Origin of the sequence: Citrobacter sp. wls711 (assembly GCF_005281055.1) — a bacterium.
Lineage (GTDB): Bacteria > Pseudomonadota > Gammaproteobacteria > Enterobacterales > Enterobacteriaceae > Citrobacter > Citrobacter gillenii.
Window position 1 is genome coordinate 61,264 of the sequence record NZ_SZXC01000068.1, and the last position, 16,305, is coordinate 77,568.

Genomic DNA, 16,305 nt, shown 5'->3' on the forward strand with positions numbered 1-16,305 from the left:
ACCCCTTACTGCGCCTGCACGCGCAGCTCAGCTGCGCTACGACTACGGTGACCCAACAGTGCTTTCACATCACTGGACTTCGGTTTAACCAGCGCGAATTTCGCCGAGAATGCCGGCCAGTTGGCCAGGATCTCTTCTCCGCGTGACGAACCGGTATGCTGTACATGCTCGGTGATCAGTCCACGCAAATGCTCTTCGTGGATAGCCAGCGAGTCCACGCTCAGGACTTCGACCAGCTCCGGATTCACGCGTTTGCGGAATTCGCCGTCTTCGTCCAGCACGTAGGCGAACCCGCCCGTCATGCCTGCGCCGAAGTTGACGCCCGTTTTACCGAGAATACAGACGATGCCGCCGGTCATGTATTCACAGCCGTTGTCACCGATGCCTTCGACCACAGTGATGGCACCTGAGTTACGTACCCCAAAGCGCTCACCCGCGCGTCCTGCGGCAAACAGACGACCGCCGGTTGCGCCGTACAGGCAGGTGTTGCCGATGATGCTCGCTTCATGGCTGCGGAAGGCAGAACCGACCGGAGGACGTACCGCCAGCAGGCCGCCCGCCATGCCTTTACCGACATAGTCGTTGGCATCGCCGGTCAGATACAGCTCCACGCCGCCCGCGTTCCACACGCCAAAGCTCTGGCCTGCGGTACCGCTGAAATGCGCCTTGATTGGGTCGGAAGCCAGCCCTTGATCGCCGTGCGTCTGAGCGATATAGCCCGACAGTGATGCGCCGACAGAACGGTCGGTGTTGCGGATGTCGAACCAGAAAGTTTTACTCTGGCGCGCATCAACAAATGGTTTGGCCTGTTGCAGCAGCTGCGCGTTGAGCACGCCGTTGTCGAACGGTGGGTTGTTCTCAGTACAGTACACCGCTTTGCCTGGGTGAGGTTGTGCGGTTTCCAGCAGATGAGACAGCTCCAGTTTCTGCTGCTTGGCAGTATACCCGTCCAGCTCTTTGAGCAGGTCGGTACGACCAATCAGATCCACCAGGCGTGTTACGCCAAGCGATGCCATCAGCTCGCGGGTTTCACGGGCGACAAACTCAAAGTAGTTGGTCACTTTGAACGGCAGACCGTGGTAGTGGTTCTTCCGCAGTTTTTCGTCCTGGGTTGCTACACCGGTTGCACAGTTGTTCAGGTGGCAAATACGCAGGTATTTACAGCCCAGCGCGACCATCGGGCCGGTACCAAAGCCGAAGCTTTCCGCACCGAGAATGGCTGCTTTGATGATGTCGACGCCGGTTTTCAGACCGCCATCAACTTGTAAACGGATCTTATGGCGCAGACCGTTAGCCACCAGTGCCTGCTGAGTTTCTACCAGCCCCAGTTCCCACGGACAGCCTGCGTATTTCACCGAAGAGAGCGGGCTGGCGCCGGTGCCGCCGTCGTAACCGGCAATGGTTATCAGATCCGCGTAGGCTTTTGCCACGCCGGTGGCGATGGTACCGACGCCCGGTTCGGAAACCAGCTTCACAGAGATCATCGCCTTCGGGTTAACCTGTTTTAAGTCGAAAATCAGCTGCGCCAGGTCCTCGATAGAGTAGATATCGTGGTGTGGCGGCGGGGAGATCAGCGTCACGCCCGGCACCGAATAACGCAGTTTGGCGATGTACGGGGTAACTTTATCTCCCGGTAACTGACCACCTTCGCCGGGCTTCGCGCCCTGTGCGACCTTAATCTGAATGACGTCAGCGTTGACCAGATACGCCGGGGTTACACCGAAGCGACCAGAAGCCACCTGCTTGATACGTGACACCTTGTTGGTGCCATAGCGTGCGGGGTCCTCACCGCCTTCGCCGGAGTTGGAATTACCGCCGATGCTGTTCATCGCTTCGGCCAGCGCTTCGTGCGCTTCCGGGCTTAACGCGCCGATGGACATGGCTGCGGTATCAAAACGTTTAAACAACTCGGTTGCGGGTTCGACGTCGTCAGTACTTACTGCTTCATTGCCAGGTGCGATAGCCAGCAGATCGCGCAGCGTTGCTGCCGGACGCTCGTTAACCAACTTCGCGTATTGCTGGTAGTCGCTGTATTCGCCGCTTTGTACTGCCTGTTGCAGGGTGCGTACCACGTCCGGGTTGTAGGCGTGGTATTCGCCACCGTGAACGTACTTCAGCAGGCCGCCCTGGCTAATCGGTTTGCGCGCCAACCAGGCATGTTTGGAGAGGTTCAGCAGATCCTGCTGGAAGTCGGCAAAGCCTGCGCCGCTGATGCGACTGACCACGCCCTGGAAGCACAATGCCACCACGTCGTCATGCAGGCCAACGGCTTCAAACAGTTTCGAACAGCGGTAGGAGGCAATGGTCGAAATGCCCATTTTGGACATGATTTTGTACAGACCTTTGTTGATGCCGTTACGGTAGTTCAGCATCACGGTCCGGTAATCTTTGGCAATAGCGTGAGTGTCAATCAGACGCCCCAGCGTTTCATAGGCCAGATACGGATAGATCGCTGTGGCACCAAAGCCGAGGAGTACCGCGAAGTGATGTGGATCGCGGGTACTGGCGGTTTCGACGATGATGTTAGCGTCGCAGCGCAGGTTTTGTTCCACCAGACGCGTTTGCACCGCACCAACCGCCATCGGTGCCGGGACCGGCAGGCGATTTTTGGCGATGTTACGGTCAGAGAGCACCAGCAATACCGTGCCGTTACGCACCATCTGTTCGGCTTTATCGCACAGCGCCTTGACGGTCTCTTCCAGCGTGGTTTCACTCACGTCGAAGGTGATATCGAGCCGGTCAGCGCGATAATGTTCCTCTTTCATGGTGGTGAGCTGGGTGAAATCAGAGTACAGCAGGATCGGCGATTTAAAGCTAAGGCGATGCGCCTGGCCTTCGGCTTCACAGAAGACGTTCATCTCACGACCAATGCTGGTGGCCAGCGACATCACGTGCGCCTCACGCAGCGGATCGATAGGCGGGTTGGTCACCTGCGCGAACTGCTGACGGAAGTAGTCATAAATGATGCGCGGCTGGCTGGAAAGCACGGCAAACGGGGTGTCATCGCCCATTGAACCGACCGCTTCCTGGCCGTTTTCACCCAACACGCGAATCACGGAATCCAGTTCTTCGGCGCTGTAGTTAAACTGTTTTTGGTAGCTGGCAAGGGTGTCGTCGTCCAGCTCACGGCTGCCGACTTGATCGTCAGCCAGGTCTTCAAACGGTACCAGACGGCGGACGTTCTTTTCCATCCACTCTTTGTACGGATGGCGACTTTTCAGGTCATCATCGGTTTCCGCCGAGTGCAGAATGCGACCCGAGCGGGTGTCGATCACCATCAGTTCGCCGGGACCGACGCGGCCTTTCTCGACGACTTCATCGGGCTGATAATCCCAGATACCCACTTCGGAGGCGCAGGTGATGAGCTTGTCTTTGGTGATGACGTAGCGCGCCGGGCGCAGGCCGTTACGGTCAAGGTTACAGGCGGCAAAGCGACCGTCAGACATGACAATGCCTGCCGGGCCGTCCCACGGCTCCATGTGCATGGAGTTAAAGTCAAAGAATGCGCGCAGCTCCGGGTCCATATCCGGGTTGTTCTGCCAGGCCGGTGGCACCAGCAGGCGCATCGCGCGGATGATGTCCATCCCGCCTGCCAGCAGCAGTTCGAGCATGTTATCCATTGAGCTGGAGTCGGAGCCGGTTTCGTTGACGAACGGCGCGGCATCGTGGAGATCCGGGATCAGCGGGGTCTGGAACTTATAAGTACGGGCGCGCGCCCACTGGCGGTTACCGGTAATGGTATTGATTTCGCCGTTGTGCGCCAGGTAGCGGAACGGCTGGGCCAGCGGCCAGCGCGGTACGGTGTTGGTGGAAAAGCGCTGGTGGAACAGGCAGATGGCCGATTCCAGACGCAGGTCCGCGAGGTCCAGGTAAAAGCGCGGCAGATCCGCCGGCATACACAGACCTTTATAGATATTGACCAGATTGGACAAGCTACAGACGTAGAAGTCTTTATCGTCCTGTAAACGTTTTTCGATGCGGCGACGCGCGATGAACAGACGGCGCTCCATATCGCGTGGACGCCAGCCCGCAGGGGCGTTAACAAAAATTTGCTCAATACGGGGCAGGGAGGAGAGGGCAATTTCACCGAGAACACCGTCGTTGGTCGGCACGTCGCGCCAGCCCACAATCGACAGGGTTTCCTGCTGTAACTCTTCTTCAACGATGCGACGAGACGCCGCCGCCAGTTCAGCGTCTTTATTTAAAAAGATCATGCCGACCGCGTAGTTTTTGGCTAAACGCCAGCCGCGCTCTTGCGCAACAATGCGGAAAAAGCGATCGGGTTTTTGTAATAACAGGCCACAGCCGTCGCCGGTTTTACCGTCCGCGAGGATGGCTCCACGGTGCTGCATACGGGCCAGTGCGTGTATGGCGGTACGCACTACCTTGTGGCTAGGTTCGCCTTCTATGTGGGCGATCAGGCCGAAACCACAGTTATCCTTCTCAAGGGATTTATCGTACAACATATCAGTGAACCTCCCCAGGCTCTGCGGGACGCCTCTCCGATACCGTTTGCGCACAGGCACACCAAGAGCATGGCGACGGGGGTTGCGCGTTATACGCTCACCTCGCATTCGCCCTCTTTAATCCTTTTCGCATAGGTCAAACAAGTTTGAGGACTTGCTTCAGAGGGAATCTCAATTACTGCATAAATATGATGAGCAGGCTGCTCATCCAGAAAGCTTCCAGCGGATTTCCACGTTATCGGGAATCCACACACAGGTCAAATGGCAATCTTATTTATGCAAAAATGTGCTATAGGTCGATTAACGATATGAATATATTGAAATTAATAGCATTTTTACATTGATTTAACGCACGGTGGATGGCGAGGGAAGTGTGATCTGTCTCACTGTCAGAAAGGTCCGTTATCGCTTGTCCTCCCTTTGTTTATCGCGATATTTGGCATTTTATGCTGGTTTATAGAATTTACGCGTCTTAAAGATACTGTTTTTATCTGTTGGCCGTCGGAAGATAAAAAAATCATCGGATATAAGGAAAAGTAATCACATTTTGATTGAATGAAATTTCATTTATTTTGCTTGTATATGCAATGAATAAAAGCACGCCGGGGCGATTGATCCAGGTCATCGCCGACGGGGGCTAAAAATGGCAGGCTTTGGCCTCTTTTCAAGGCGCGGTCTATCAGATTATGCAGTTACAGAAATTAGTCAATATGTTTGGTGGGGATCTTTCTCGTCGTTATGGGCAAAAGGTTCATAAACTCACGCTGCACGGCGGGTTTAGCTGCCCAAATCGCGATGGCACCATTGGACGTGGCGGGTGCACCTTCTGTAATGTCGCCTCCTTTGCCGATGAGGCACAGCAGCATCATTCGATTGCTGAGCAGCTCGAACATCAGGCTCAACTGGTGAATCGCGCCAAGCGCTACCTGGCCTATTTCCAGGCCTATACCAGCACCTTTGCCGAAGTGCAGGTGCTGCGTTCGATGTACCAGCAGGCGGTCACTCAGGCCAATATTGTCGGGCTGTGCGTCGGGACGCGCCCTGACTGCGTGCCAGAGGCGGTGCTCGATCTGCTGTGCGAATATAAAGATCAGGGCTACGAGGTGTGGTTGGAACTGGGGCTGCAAACGGCCCATGATAAAACGCTGCACCGTATTAACCGTGGGCATGACTTTGCCTGCTATCAACGCACCACGCAGTTGGCGCGTGAGCGTGGGTTGAAAGTGTGCTCACATCTGATTGTCGGCCTGCCGGGAGAAGGGCAAGCGGAATGTCTGCAAACGCTGGCGCGCGTGGTGGAGACCGGCGTTGATGGCATTAAGCTGCATCCGCTGCATATCGTGAAGGGCAGCATTATGGCGAAGGCCTGGGAAGCTGGGCGTCTGAGCGGTATTGAGCTGGCCGATTACACCGTGACGGCGGGCGAGATGATTCGCCATACGCCGCCAGAGGTTATTTATCATCGTATTTCTGCCAGCGCCCGTCGCCCGATGTTACTGGCGCCGCTGTGGTGTGAAAATCGCTGGACCGGAATGGTCGAACTGGACCGTTATCTCAATGAGCATGGTGTACAAGGCTCCGCTCTTGGAACGCCGTGGGCTCAGCCGGGGAGCTAACCCTTTGTAGGCCGGATAAGGCAAAGCCGACATCCGGCAATCTGCGCCTGCTTGCCTGATGGCGCTTCGCTTATCAGGTCTACGATGACCTCTCCTCAGTCATTTCACCGATAGCCTCCGCATTTATTGCACAATCTCAAACGTCACGCCGAGAATTGAGTATTATTGTGCCAAGTTGTCGTGAAGGAACCCTCTATGAAGCAAATTCGAATGCTGGCGCAGTATTATGTCGACCTGATGATGAAATTAGGTCTGGTGCGCTTTTCGCTGCTATTGGCGCTGGCTCTGGTGGTGTTGGCCATAGTGGTGCAAATGGCCGTCACCATGGTGCTGCATGGTGAAGTAGAAAGTATTGATGTAATACGTTCCATCTTTTTTGGCCTGTTAATTACCCCCTGGGCGGTCTACTTCCTGTCAGTGGTCGTGGAGCAACTGGAGGAGTCCCGGCAACGCCTGTCACGACTGGTGCAGAAGCTGGAAGAGATGCGCGAACGCGATCTCAAGCTTAACGTGCAGTTAAAGGACAATATTGCGCAGCTTAACCAGGAGATTGTCGAACGTGAAAAGGCGGAAGCGGAGCGCCAGGAAACGTTTGAACAACTCAAAGTCGAAATTAAAGAGCGTGAAGAAGCGCAGATCCAACTGGAACAACAATCCTCTTTTCTGCGTTCTTTTCTCGATGCTTCACCGGATCTGGTTTTTTATCGCAATGAAGATAAAGAGTTCTCCGGCTGTAACCGCGCCATGGAATTGCTGACCGGCAAGAGCGAAAAGCAGCTGGTGAATTTAAAACCGATTGAAGTTTACTCGCCAGAAGCGGCTGAAAAAGTTATCGAAACCGACGAGAAAGTGTTCCGCCATAATGTCTCGTTGACCTATGAACAATGGCTGGATTACCCGGACGGACGTAAAGCCTGCTTTGAAATTCGTAAAGTGCCTTATTACGACCGCGTCGGTAAACGACACGGCCTGATGGGCTTTGGCCGCGATATTACCGAGCGCAAGCGCTACCAGGATGCACTTGAACGTGCCAGCCGTGACAAGACGACCTTTATTTCCACCATCAGCCACGAACTGCGTACGCCGCTGAACGGTATTGTCGGTTTAAGTCGGATCCTGCTGGATACGGATCTGACCGCTGAGCAGGAAAAATACCTGAAAACTATCCATGTTTCTGCCGTTACGCTTGGGAATATTTTCAACGATATTATCGACATGGATAAGATGGAGCGGCGTAAAGTTCAGCTCGATAACCAGCCGATAGATTTCACCAGCTTTATGGCAGATCTGGAAAACCTCTCCGGCCTGCAGGCGCAGCAAAAAGGGCTGCGCTTTGTACTTGATCCGACCTTGCCGCTGCCGCATAAGGTCATTACCGATGGGACGCGTCTGCGTCAAATCCTGTGGAATCTGATCAGCAACGCCGTGAAGTTTACCCAGAAAGGGCAGGTCACAGTGCGGGCGCGCTATGACAAAGGCAACATGCTGCATTTTGAAGTGGAAGATTCTGGTATCGGTATTCCGCAGGATGAGCAGGATAAAATCTTCGCCATGTATTATCAGGTGAAGGACAGCAATGGCGGTAAACCGGCCACCGGGACCGGGATTGGTCTGGCAGTGTCTCGTCGTCTGGCGAAAAACATGGGCGGCGATATTACGGTTTCCAGCCATCCGGGGAAAGGTTCCGTCTTTACCCTTACCGTTCATGCCCCAGCCGTTGCGGAAGAGATTGAAGACGCCTTCGAGGAAGACGACATGCCGTTACCTGCCCTGAATGTGCTGCTGGTTGAGGACATTGAACTGAACGTGATTGTCGCCCGTTCGGTGCTGGAAAAACTGGGTAACAGCGTGGACGTCGCCATGACCGGGAAAGCCGCGCTGGAAATGTTCAAACCGGGTGAGTACGACCTGGTACTGTTGGATATTCAGTTGCCGGATATGACGGGTCTGGATATCTCCAGAGAGTTAACGCAAAAGTACGCGCGGGAAGATCTGCCGCCGCTGGTGGCGCTCACTGCTAACGTTCTGAAAGACAAAAAAGAATATCTGGAAGCGGGTATGGATGACGTGCTGAGCAAGCCGCTGTCGGTACCGGCGTTAACCGCCATGATTAAAAAATACTGGGATACCCGAAACAAAGAGGAGAGCACTGTGACATCTGAAGAAAGCAGTAAATCGCAAGCGCTGTTAGATATTCCCATGTTGGAACAATACCTCGAGCTGGTGGGACCGAAGTTAATTACCGACGGATTGGCGGTATTTGAGAAGATGATGCCGGGTTATTTAAGTGTGCTGGAGTCCAACCTGACCGCGCGTGATAAAAAAGGCGTTGTTGAGGAAGGCCATAAAATCAAAGGTGCCGCGGGGTCAGTGGGACTGCGCCATCTGCAGCAGCTGGGTCAGCAAATTCAATCCCCGGACCTTCCTGCCTGGGAGGACAACGTGGGGGAATGGATTGAAGAGATGAAGCAGGAGTGGCAGCACGACGTGGCGGTATTAAGAGCCTGGGTGGCGAGTGTTGAAAAAAAATGACCCCGGCTTAGCCGGGGTGCGCGAATACTGCGCCAACACCAGGGAAATCGTGGCTGCGCCGTAAATTATTATCATTGTTTACAAGGGCGCAGCCCTAATTTTCAGGCCGCACGCAGTTAAGATAGCAAATCTTAAATAATTTGTTACATGAATCAGTTAAATGTGTGAAGCGTAGCATTTTAATAAGAATTATTAATATGCTACAGCCAGTTGCGAAAGGAGTATCACGATGAAGAAAATTGGCGTAGTGCTCGGTGGATGCGGCGTGTATGACGGCTCGGAGATCCATGAAGCCGTGTTAACGCTGCTGGCTATTGCCCGCAACGGGGCTCAGGCCATCTGCTTTGCGCCGGATAAACAACAAGCAGATGTGATTAATCATCTGACGGGCGAACCCATGCAGGAGACCCGCAATGTCCTGATTGAGGCTGCACGTATAACCCGTGGTGATATTCGCCCGCTTGCCCAGGCGGTCTCTGCTGAACTGGATGCGCTGATTGTCCCAGGTGGATTCGGTGCAGCGAAGAACCTGAGCAATTTCGCCAGCCAGGGAAGCGAATGCCGGGTGGATAGCGACTTAGCCGCGTTGGTAGTCGCCATGCATCAATCCGGTAAGCCGTTGGGGTTCATGTGTATTGCTCCAGCGATGCTGCCTAAAATATTCGATTTTCCGCTGCGTCTGACGATTGGCACTGATATCGATACTGCGGAAGTGCTGGAGGATATGGGGGCAGAGCATGTGCCGTGTCCGGTCGATGATATTGTGGTTGATGAAGACCACAAAATCGTCACCACGCCGGCTTATATGCTGGCACAGGATATTGCCCAGGCGGCGAGCGGTATCGACAAGCTGGTCTCGCGTGTGCTGGTGCTGACTGAATGAAAAAAGGGGTGACCGCCAGTTTGCGGCGACTCTTTCTGCGGGCGGTCATTGTCCTCGCCGTGTTCTGGGGCGGGGGCATCGCCCTCTTCAGCGTGCTGCCCGTGCCCTTTTCAGCGGTGATGGCTGAACGACAAATTAGCGCCTGGTTGCACGGTGATTTCGGCTATGTGGCGCATTCTGACTGGGTCAGTATGGATGAGATCTCACCGTGGATGGGACTGGCGGTTATTGCCGCAGAAGACCAAAAATTTCCGCAGCATTGGGGATTTGATGTCTCTGCGATAGAAAAGGCGCTGGCGCATAATGAGCGCAATGAAAGCCGCATTCGTGGAGCATCGACGCTCTCGCAGCAGACAGCAAAAAATCTCTTTCTGTGGGATGGACGCAGTTGGGTGCGTAAAGGTCTTGAGGCCGGACTCACACTGGGCATGGAAACAGTGTGGAGTAAGAAACGTATTCTGACTGTTTATCTGAATATCGCCGAGTTTGGCGACGGTGTATTCGGCGTAGAAGCGGCAGCACAACGTTATTTCCATAAACCGGCCAGCCGCCTGAGTCAGTCTGAAGCAGCGCTGCTGGCGGCGGTGCTGCCAAATCCTCTGCGTTTTAAGGCGAATGCCCCGTCAGGCTATGTACGTAACCGGCAGGCATGGGTCATGAGGCAAATGCGCCAGTTAGGCGGTGAGTCGTTTATGCGGGAAAATAAGCTGTATTAGCGATGCTGACGCTGTTTTTGTAGGCCTGATAAGCGCAGCGCATCAGGCAGAATACGACACAACGACATTGCCGGATGCGGCGTAAACGCCTTATCCGACCTACTCGCTACGTGCTGAAATGGTAGCTCTGTACTGACTAATCCTCGTCAAACCCCGAATTAAACAGCGCAATCACCGCTGCCAGGGCTTCTACTTCCTGTGGGCCAGAGGCTTCAACCTCTATCTGGCGACCTTTGGCGGAATCCAGCATCAGCAGGGCGATGACGCTGTTTGCCTCCGCCTCTGTACCTTCATCGTTACGCAACAGCACTTCCGCCTCAAAACCCTGCATTAATTCAAACAGCTTCATCGCAGGCCGGGCGTGCATGCCCAGCTTATTGGTGATTTCGACAGTCTGTTTTACGGTCATGATTTGCGTTTTTCCAGCGTGCGATGGCGTGACTGCACGTTTTTACCGCGAGAGCGGAAGTAGTCAGCCAGTTGCTCTGCAATATACACCGATCGGTGTTTCCCGCCGGTACAGCCGATGGCTACGGTGAGGTAGCTGCGGTTGTTGGTCTCCAGCATGGGTAACCATAGCTCAAGATAGCTGCGAGTCTGGTAGATAAAATTGTGTACTTCTGTGTGACGGTCGAGAAACGCGGCGACGGGCCTGTCCAGGCCGGTCATCGGACGCAGTTTAGGATCCCAGTGTGGGTTTGGCAGGAAGCGCACGTCAAAGACGTAATCCGCATCAATCGGGATGCCGTGCTTGAAGCCAAAGGACTCGAATACCATGGTCAGTTCACGTTCACGTTTGCCCAGCAGTCGGGTACGCAACATTTCTGCCAGCTCGTGCACGGACATTTCAGAGGTGTCGACGATCAGATCCGCGCGGGAACGCAGTGGCTCCAGTAAGTCACTTTCCTTATCGATAGCACTTTCCAGTGACAGATTTTTGCTGGAGAGTGGGTGCAGTCGACGGGTATCACTGTAGCGACGGATCAGCGTGTTACGGTCAGCATCGAGGAACAGCAGCTGCGGCGAGAAACCTTCAGGCAGGTTATTCATTGCCTGCTCGAAAATTTCTGGTGACTCAGGCATATTGCGCACATCAATGCTGACGGCCGCAGAAATTTGGCTATCGGCCAGGGTGCGGGCCAGATCGGGCAACAGCACTACGGGAAGGTTATCCACGCAGTAAAAACCCATATCTTCCAGCGCTCGCAGGGCAACAGATTTGCCTGACCCTGAACGACCGCTGACGATCATCAGTACCATGTACTGTTTCTCCTCACAACGACAAAAAAGGGTGCCATTGGGTTGTTATGCTTCATCCTGTACACCTTCGGTGTCCGTGATGATTTGATACAGCTCCTGATCGCTCTGCGCGGAACGCAGGCGGCGACAGATGGTTTTATCCGCCAGACGTTTTGCAACCAGTGACAAGGTGTGCAAATGCGTCTTGGTTTGGTCTGCGGGAACCAGCAGGGCGAACAACAGATCGACCGGTTGATTATCAATGGCGTCGAACGCGATAGGCGTTTCTAGCTGCACAAACACGCCGACCGCGCGCATCGTGTCTTCTTCCAGCTTTCCGTGCGGAATGGCAATACCATTGCCGATGCCGGTACTGCCCATTTTTTCACGCGTCAGAATGGCTTCAAATACCACCTGAGAAGGCAAGCTGAGCTGCTTTGCTGCCAGTTCGCTGATGATTTCCAGAGCGCGTTTTTTGCTTTGGCAGTGAACACCAGAGCGCGTACATTCCTGGTTAAGAACAGTACTCAGTTGTAGAGTCGTATCGTTATTTGTCATAATTTCACCTAAGCGCTAACTGTACAAATGGCCCGTTGTGCTGCACAACAGGCCGTCCTGCACCCGCTAACTGCCCGGACAAGTTAGTGCTGTTTCAGTTTATCTTTATGTTTTGTTAACTGCCGAGCCAGTTTATCAATTAAACCGTCAATGGCGGCGTACATATCCTGACCTTCCGCGCTGGCATGAATTTCGCCACCGTTCACATGCAGTGTTGCATCCGAGATGTGTGTCACCTTCTCCACCTTCAACACAATATAGACCTGATTAATCCGGTCGAAATATTGCTCAAGTTTGGCGAACTTTGTGTTCACAAAGTCACGCAGTGCTTCAGTGATTTCGACGTTGTTTCCAGTGATGTTGAGCTGCATAGTGTCTTCCTTATCGGTTGGGTCAGACCAGCTGTTTGCGCTGGTTAGACGGCGGAATGGATAAAGACTCTCGGTACTTCGCAACGGTGCGGCGCGCCACCATGATACCCTGTTCTGACAGCATAGAGGTTAACTTGCTGTCACTCAGCGGTTTCGCAGGGTTCTCCGCAGCAATTAATTTCTTCACCAGTGCGCGTATCGCTGTAGAAGAGGCTTCGCCCCCGCCCTCAGTGTTGACGTGGCTGGAAAAGAAATACTTGAGTTCAAAAATGCCGCGTGGACTGTGCAGATACTTTTGCGTGGTCACTCGGGAAATGGTCGATTCGTGCATCTCGACAGCCTGGGCGATATCCGCCAGCACCATCGGCTTCATAAATTCTTCACCTTTCTCAAAGAAGGCTTGCTGTTGCTCAACAATACATCGACTGACGCGCAACAGCGTGTCGTTACGGCTTTCCAGACTTTTAATCAGCCACTTTGCATCCTGGAGATTGGTGCGAATAAACTGGCTGTCGGCATCGTTGCGCCCGCCATTGCACATGGCGGCATAGTGCTGATTAATCTGTAGACGCGGAATGCTGTCGCTGTTCAGTTCGACGACCCAACGATCGTTATGTTTGCGCACCAGTACATCTGGGATCACGTACTCTGGCTCACCGGTTTGGATCGACTGCCCGGGTCTCGGATCCAGCGACTGGATCAGGTTGACGGCTTCTTTCAGCACATCTTCTTTCAACCGGGTAACGCGCATGAGCGAGCGGAAATCGTGATTGGCTAACAGATCGAGGTGATCGCTGATGATCAGGCGGGCTTCTTCCAGCCATGGTGTGGCTTTGTCAAACTGCGACAGTTGAATCAACAGGCAGTCGCGGAGATCTTTTGCCGCCACGCCAACCGGATCAAAACGTTGAACGCGTTTTAGCACGGCTTCGACTTCATCGAGTCCAATGTCGTCATCACCCATGCTCTCGAGAATATCGTCCAGAGAAACGGTGAGATATCCGGTGTCATCAACCGCATCGACAATTGACGTCGCAATGGCGCGATCGGTATCCGAGAACGGGGTCAATCCCACTTGCCACATCAGGTAATCTTGTAATGATTGCGTGGTTTCACCCTGATACACAGGCAGTTCGTCGTCGATGTAATCCCCACTGGTGCCCGACGGCGTGCCTGCGGTGTAAATTTCATCCCAACTGGCATCCAGCGGTAGCTCTTCCGGCATCTCTTTTTGTTCGAGAGCATCTGCGGTATCGAGGGAATCGCTGTCCTGTTTTTCCTGGGTATCAATTTCGTCGTGAAGATCGGTTTGCTCGAGCAATGGGTTACTTTCCAGCGCTTGCTGAAGTTCTTGCTGAAGTTCCAGCGTAGACAACTGCAACAGACGGATAGCCTGTTGTAGCTGAGGCGTCATTGCCAGTTGTTGGCTAAGCCTGAGTTGCAAACCTTGCTTCATGTTCAGAGTGGTTTTCTCCTGCAGTAACGTGACGTCTTCTACCCTATCAGAGTCTGAAGTCTTCCCCAAGGTATACGCGCTTAACGTGTTCGTCTTGCAGTATTTCGGTTGGCGTGCCGTGTGCTATCAGATGTCCCTGACTCACAATATAGGCGCGTTCACAGACCGCCAGCGTTTCACGCACGTTATGGTCGGTGATCAGCACGCCGAGTCCGCTGTCGCGCAGGTGTTCAATGATACGTTTGATATCAATAACGGAGATCGGGTCAACGCCCGCAAATGGTTCATCCAGCAGGATAAATTTCGGATTTGCAGCTAATGCACGAGCGATTTCCACACGGCGACGTTCCCCCCCGGACAGCGACTGTCCCAGGCTGTCCCGCAGGTGTTCTATATGGAACTCTTCCATCAGTTCGTTAGCACGATCTTCGCGCTGTTCGCTGGAGAGATCGTCACGAATTTGCAGTACCGCCATCAGGTTATCAAACACGCTCAGACGACGAAAAATAGAGGCTTCCTGCGGTAAATAACCGATGCCGCGACGGGCGCGTGCATGCAGCGGCAGCAGGCTGATGTCTTCGTCATCGATGATGATGTTGCCCGCATCGCGCGGCACAATGCCCACCACCATGTAAAAGGTCGTTGTTTTGCCCGCACCGTTAGGGCCGAGCAGACCGACGATCTCCCCAGAGTTGACGGTCAGACTGACGTCTTCCACCACTCGGCGGCCTTTATAGGCTTTTGCAAGGTTCTTTGCAGTTAATGTTGCCATAACGAATCAGTTACCTTTTTTCTCTGCCGGAGCTTTGGTTTTGTTTTTATCCTGCAGCTGTGACGGCACCAGAACGGTAGTGACGCGTTTACCTTTATCGCTGAAGGCCTGCATTTTCTGCTCTTTTACCAGATAGGTAATTTTGTCGCCGGTGATGTTGCTGTCCACCTGCTCCAGATAGGCTTTACCCGTCAGCACAACAAAATCTTTTGCCAGTTCATAGTGCATATGTAAGGCATGGCCGTTAACGGGTTTACCGTTATCCTGCATCTGGTAAAACGTTGCCGGATTGCCGTAGCCATCGATCACTTCTTTACCGTCTTCACCGCCCGGACGGGTCACGACAACCTTATCGGCATTAATTTTGATGGTGCCCTGCGTCACGATAACATTACCGGTAAATGTCACCACGTTACCCTGCATATCCAGGGACTGCTGATCCGATTCAATGTGAATCGGCTGCTCGGTATCGCCGGTGACGGCAAATGCCGGAATGCTGGCGGCCAGAAGGGAGCTGGCAAGCACAAGATTAAGGCTGAGTTTGTTTGTTTTGGATTTCATATGAGGTTCTAACCTTTTCAATCAGCTCGGCGTTCTTGCTGCGTAAATTGCCGCGCATCTTCAGTCCGCTGGAGTTAAATGTTGTTCCATACAACGTGACCAGATCGTTTGAGGTAACATCTTGCGTCACCAGGTTAATCTGCGCGTTATCGGTCGTAATTCTGCGTAGTTGAGAGTCTGCCACCAGGGCGTTGACTTCAACATGGCCATACAGATACAGCATCCGATCCTCAGTCAATTTGGCTTTATCAGCCTTGATAGACCAGGTCGGCACTTTATCCTTATCAAACGTGGTTAATACCGGTTGAGTAAACCACGAAACAGCCTGAGCGGAATAATATTCAACGTGTTGAGCGATAAGTCGATAGCTCAGTGCGCCTTCCGGGCTATACACGACGCTGTAGGTATGTTCGCTCTTATAGGTCGGCTCGTTGTTATTGATTACCACCTGAGTGGTGTCGTCTTTGTCTGCCAGGTTAATACCGATCAGCGCAAGGACGGCCAGCGACAGTAGAATGATAACCCAACGTCTGGTTTTGCTCATATCGATTGACCTTTGGCCTCGTCCAGTTTGCCCTGCGCCAGGAGTAATAAATCGCAGACCTCACGTACCGCGCCGCGCCCTCCATCAATGCGCGTGACATAGTCGGCACGAGGGATCAGCAGCGGGTGGGCATCCGCTACCGCCACGCTTAATCCGACTTTCGCCATCACCGGCCAGTCGATCAGATCGTCGCCGACGTATGCCACCTGTTCCGGCGCGATCGCCTGCTTGTTGAGCAGATCGTCGAAGGCCACCAGTTTGTCCGACTGTCCCTGGTACAGATGGGTAATCCCCAACGTGTTACAGCGGTCTTCTACAAGTTTAGCCTTTCGTCCGGTAATAATAGCAACCTCGATACCGGAAGTGAGCGCACAACGAATTCCGTAGCCATCACGGACGTTAAACGCCTTGAGTTCTTCGCCGTTGTTGCCCATATAAATCAGGCCGTCAGACAGTACGCCATCCACATCAAGGATCAGCAGACGAATATTCTCTGCCCTGGTGATGACTTCAGCGCTGACGGGTCCATAACAGGTCGCAAGCGACGCACCTGCGTTACTCATTTCTTTTATCCTTGCGTTTCTACTTTAC

Annotated in this window: 14 protein-coding genes; 4 read left to right on the plus strand and 10 right to left on the minus strand. The window is 53.5% G+C overall.

Annotated features, from left to right (window positions below; all coding sequences use genetic code 11):
• Positions 1-5: 5 nt before the first annotated feature.
• On the minus strand, positions 6-4,466 hold the full coding sequence (gene gltB / locus FDW98_RS19225; protein ID WP_137398931.1) for a glutamate synthase large subunit: 4,461 nt from the start codon (positions 4,464-4,466) through the stop codon (positions 6-8).
• A 686-nt stretch (positions 4,467-5,152) separates the two neighbouring features.
• Between gltB and FDW98_RS19230 the strand changes: the two genes are divergently transcribed.
• The 4 genes from FDW98_RS19230 (at position 5,153) to mtgA (ending at position 10,213) form a co-directional block, all read left to right on the plus strand.
• Positions 5,153-6,082 (plus strand): TIGR01212 family radical SAM protein, encoded by a 930-nt coding sequence (locus FDW98_RS19230; protein ID WP_096755494.1) that lies wholly within the window; start codon positions 5,153-5,155, stop codon positions 6,080-6,082.
• Positions 6,083-6,277: 195 nt separating this feature from the next.
• Positions 6,278-8,614: an aerobic respiration two-component sensor histidine kinase ArcB gene (gene arcB, locus FDW98_RS19235; RefSeq protein ID WP_096755495.1), complete on the plus strand. Its 2,337-nt coding sequence runs from the start codon at positions 6,278-6,280 to the stop codon at positions 8,612-8,614.
• A gap of 229 nt (positions 8,615-8,843) precedes the next feature.
• A complete protein-coding gene (elbB, locus tag FDW98_RS19240) occupies positions 8,844-9,497 on the plus strand; it encodes an isoprenoid biosynthesis glyoxalase ElbB (protein WP_096755496.1) in 654 nt (217 codons plus the stop codon).
• Positions 9,494-10,213, plus strand: coding sequence for a monofunctional biosynthetic peptidoglycan transglycosylase (gene mtgA, locus FDW98_RS19245; protein WP_096755497.1), 720 nt, complete (start codon positions 9,494-9,496; stop codon positions 10,211-10,213). Before elbB ends, mtgA begins: the two co-directional genes overlap by 4 nt.
• A 136-nt stretch (positions 10,214-10,349) precedes the next feature.
• Here mtgA and npr read toward each other — a convergent pair whose 3' ends face one another.
• The 9 genes from npr to kdsC form a co-directional block, all read right to left on the minus strand.
• On the minus strand, positions 10,350-10,622 hold the full coding sequence (npr, locus tag FDW98_RS19250; protein ID WP_096755498.1) for a PTS phosphocarrier protein NPr: 273 nt from the start codon (positions 10,620-10,622) through the stop codon (positions 10,350-10,352).
• Complete coding sequence (gene rapZ, locus FDW98_RS19255; protein ID WP_096755499.1) at positions 10,619-11,473, minus strand: RNase adapter RapZ; 855 nt, start codon at positions 11,471-11,473, stop codon at positions 10,619-10,621. The genes npr and rapZ overlap by 4 nt, the downstream gene beginning before the upstream one ends.
• 45 nt (positions 11,474-11,518) lie before the next feature.
• The gene (gene ptsN, locus FDW98_RS19260) at positions 11,519-12,010 is read right to left on the minus strand and encodes a PTS IIA-like nitrogen regulatory protein PtsN (protein WP_096755500.1); all 492 of its coding nucleotides are present in this window, start codon (positions 12,008-12,010) and stop codon (positions 11,519-11,521) included.
• 83 nt (positions 12,011-12,093) lie between these two features.
• A complete protein-coding gene (gene hpf / locus FDW98_RS19265) occupies positions 12,094-12,381 on the minus strand; it encodes a ribosome hibernation promoting factor (RefSeq protein WP_003025078.1) in 288 nt (95 codons plus the stop codon).
• 22 nt (positions 12,382-12,403) lie between these two features.
• Complete coding sequence (rpoN, locus tag FDW98_RS19270; RefSeq protein WP_096755501.1) at positions 12,404-13,837, minus strand: RNA polymerase factor sigma-54; 1,434 nt, start codon at positions 13,835-13,837, stop codon at positions 12,404-12,406.
• Positions 13,838-13,883: 46 nt separating this feature from the next.
• A complete protein-coding gene (gene lptB, locus FDW98_RS19275) occupies positions 13,884-14,609 on the minus strand; it encodes an LPS export ABC transporter ATP-binding protein (RefSeq protein WP_040234138.1) in 726 nt (241 codons plus the stop codon).
• Positions 14,610-14,615: 6 nt separating this feature from the next.
• Positions 14,616-15,170 (minus strand): lipopolysaccharide ABC transporter substrate-binding protein LptA, encoded by a 555-nt coding sequence (gene lptA / locus FDW98_RS19280; RefSeq protein WP_096755502.1) that lies wholly within the window; start codon positions 15,168-15,170, stop codon positions 14,616-14,618.
• Positions 15,139-15,714, minus strand: a complete 576-nt coding sequence (lptC, locus tag FDW98_RS19285; protein WP_096755503.1) for an LPS export ABC transporter periplasmic protein LptC — start codon at positions 15,712-15,714, stop codon at positions 15,139-15,141. The genes lptA and lptC overlap by 32 nt, the downstream gene beginning before the upstream one ends.
• Positions 15,711-16,277, minus strand: coding sequence for a 3-deoxy-manno-octulosonate-8-phosphatase KdsC (gene kdsC / locus FDW98_RS19290; protein ID WP_096755504.1), 567 nt, complete (start codon positions 16,275-16,277; stop codon positions 15,711-15,713). Before kdsC ends, lptC begins: the two co-directional genes overlap by 4 nt.
• Between the last annotated feature and the right edge of the window lie 28 nt (positions 16,278-16,305).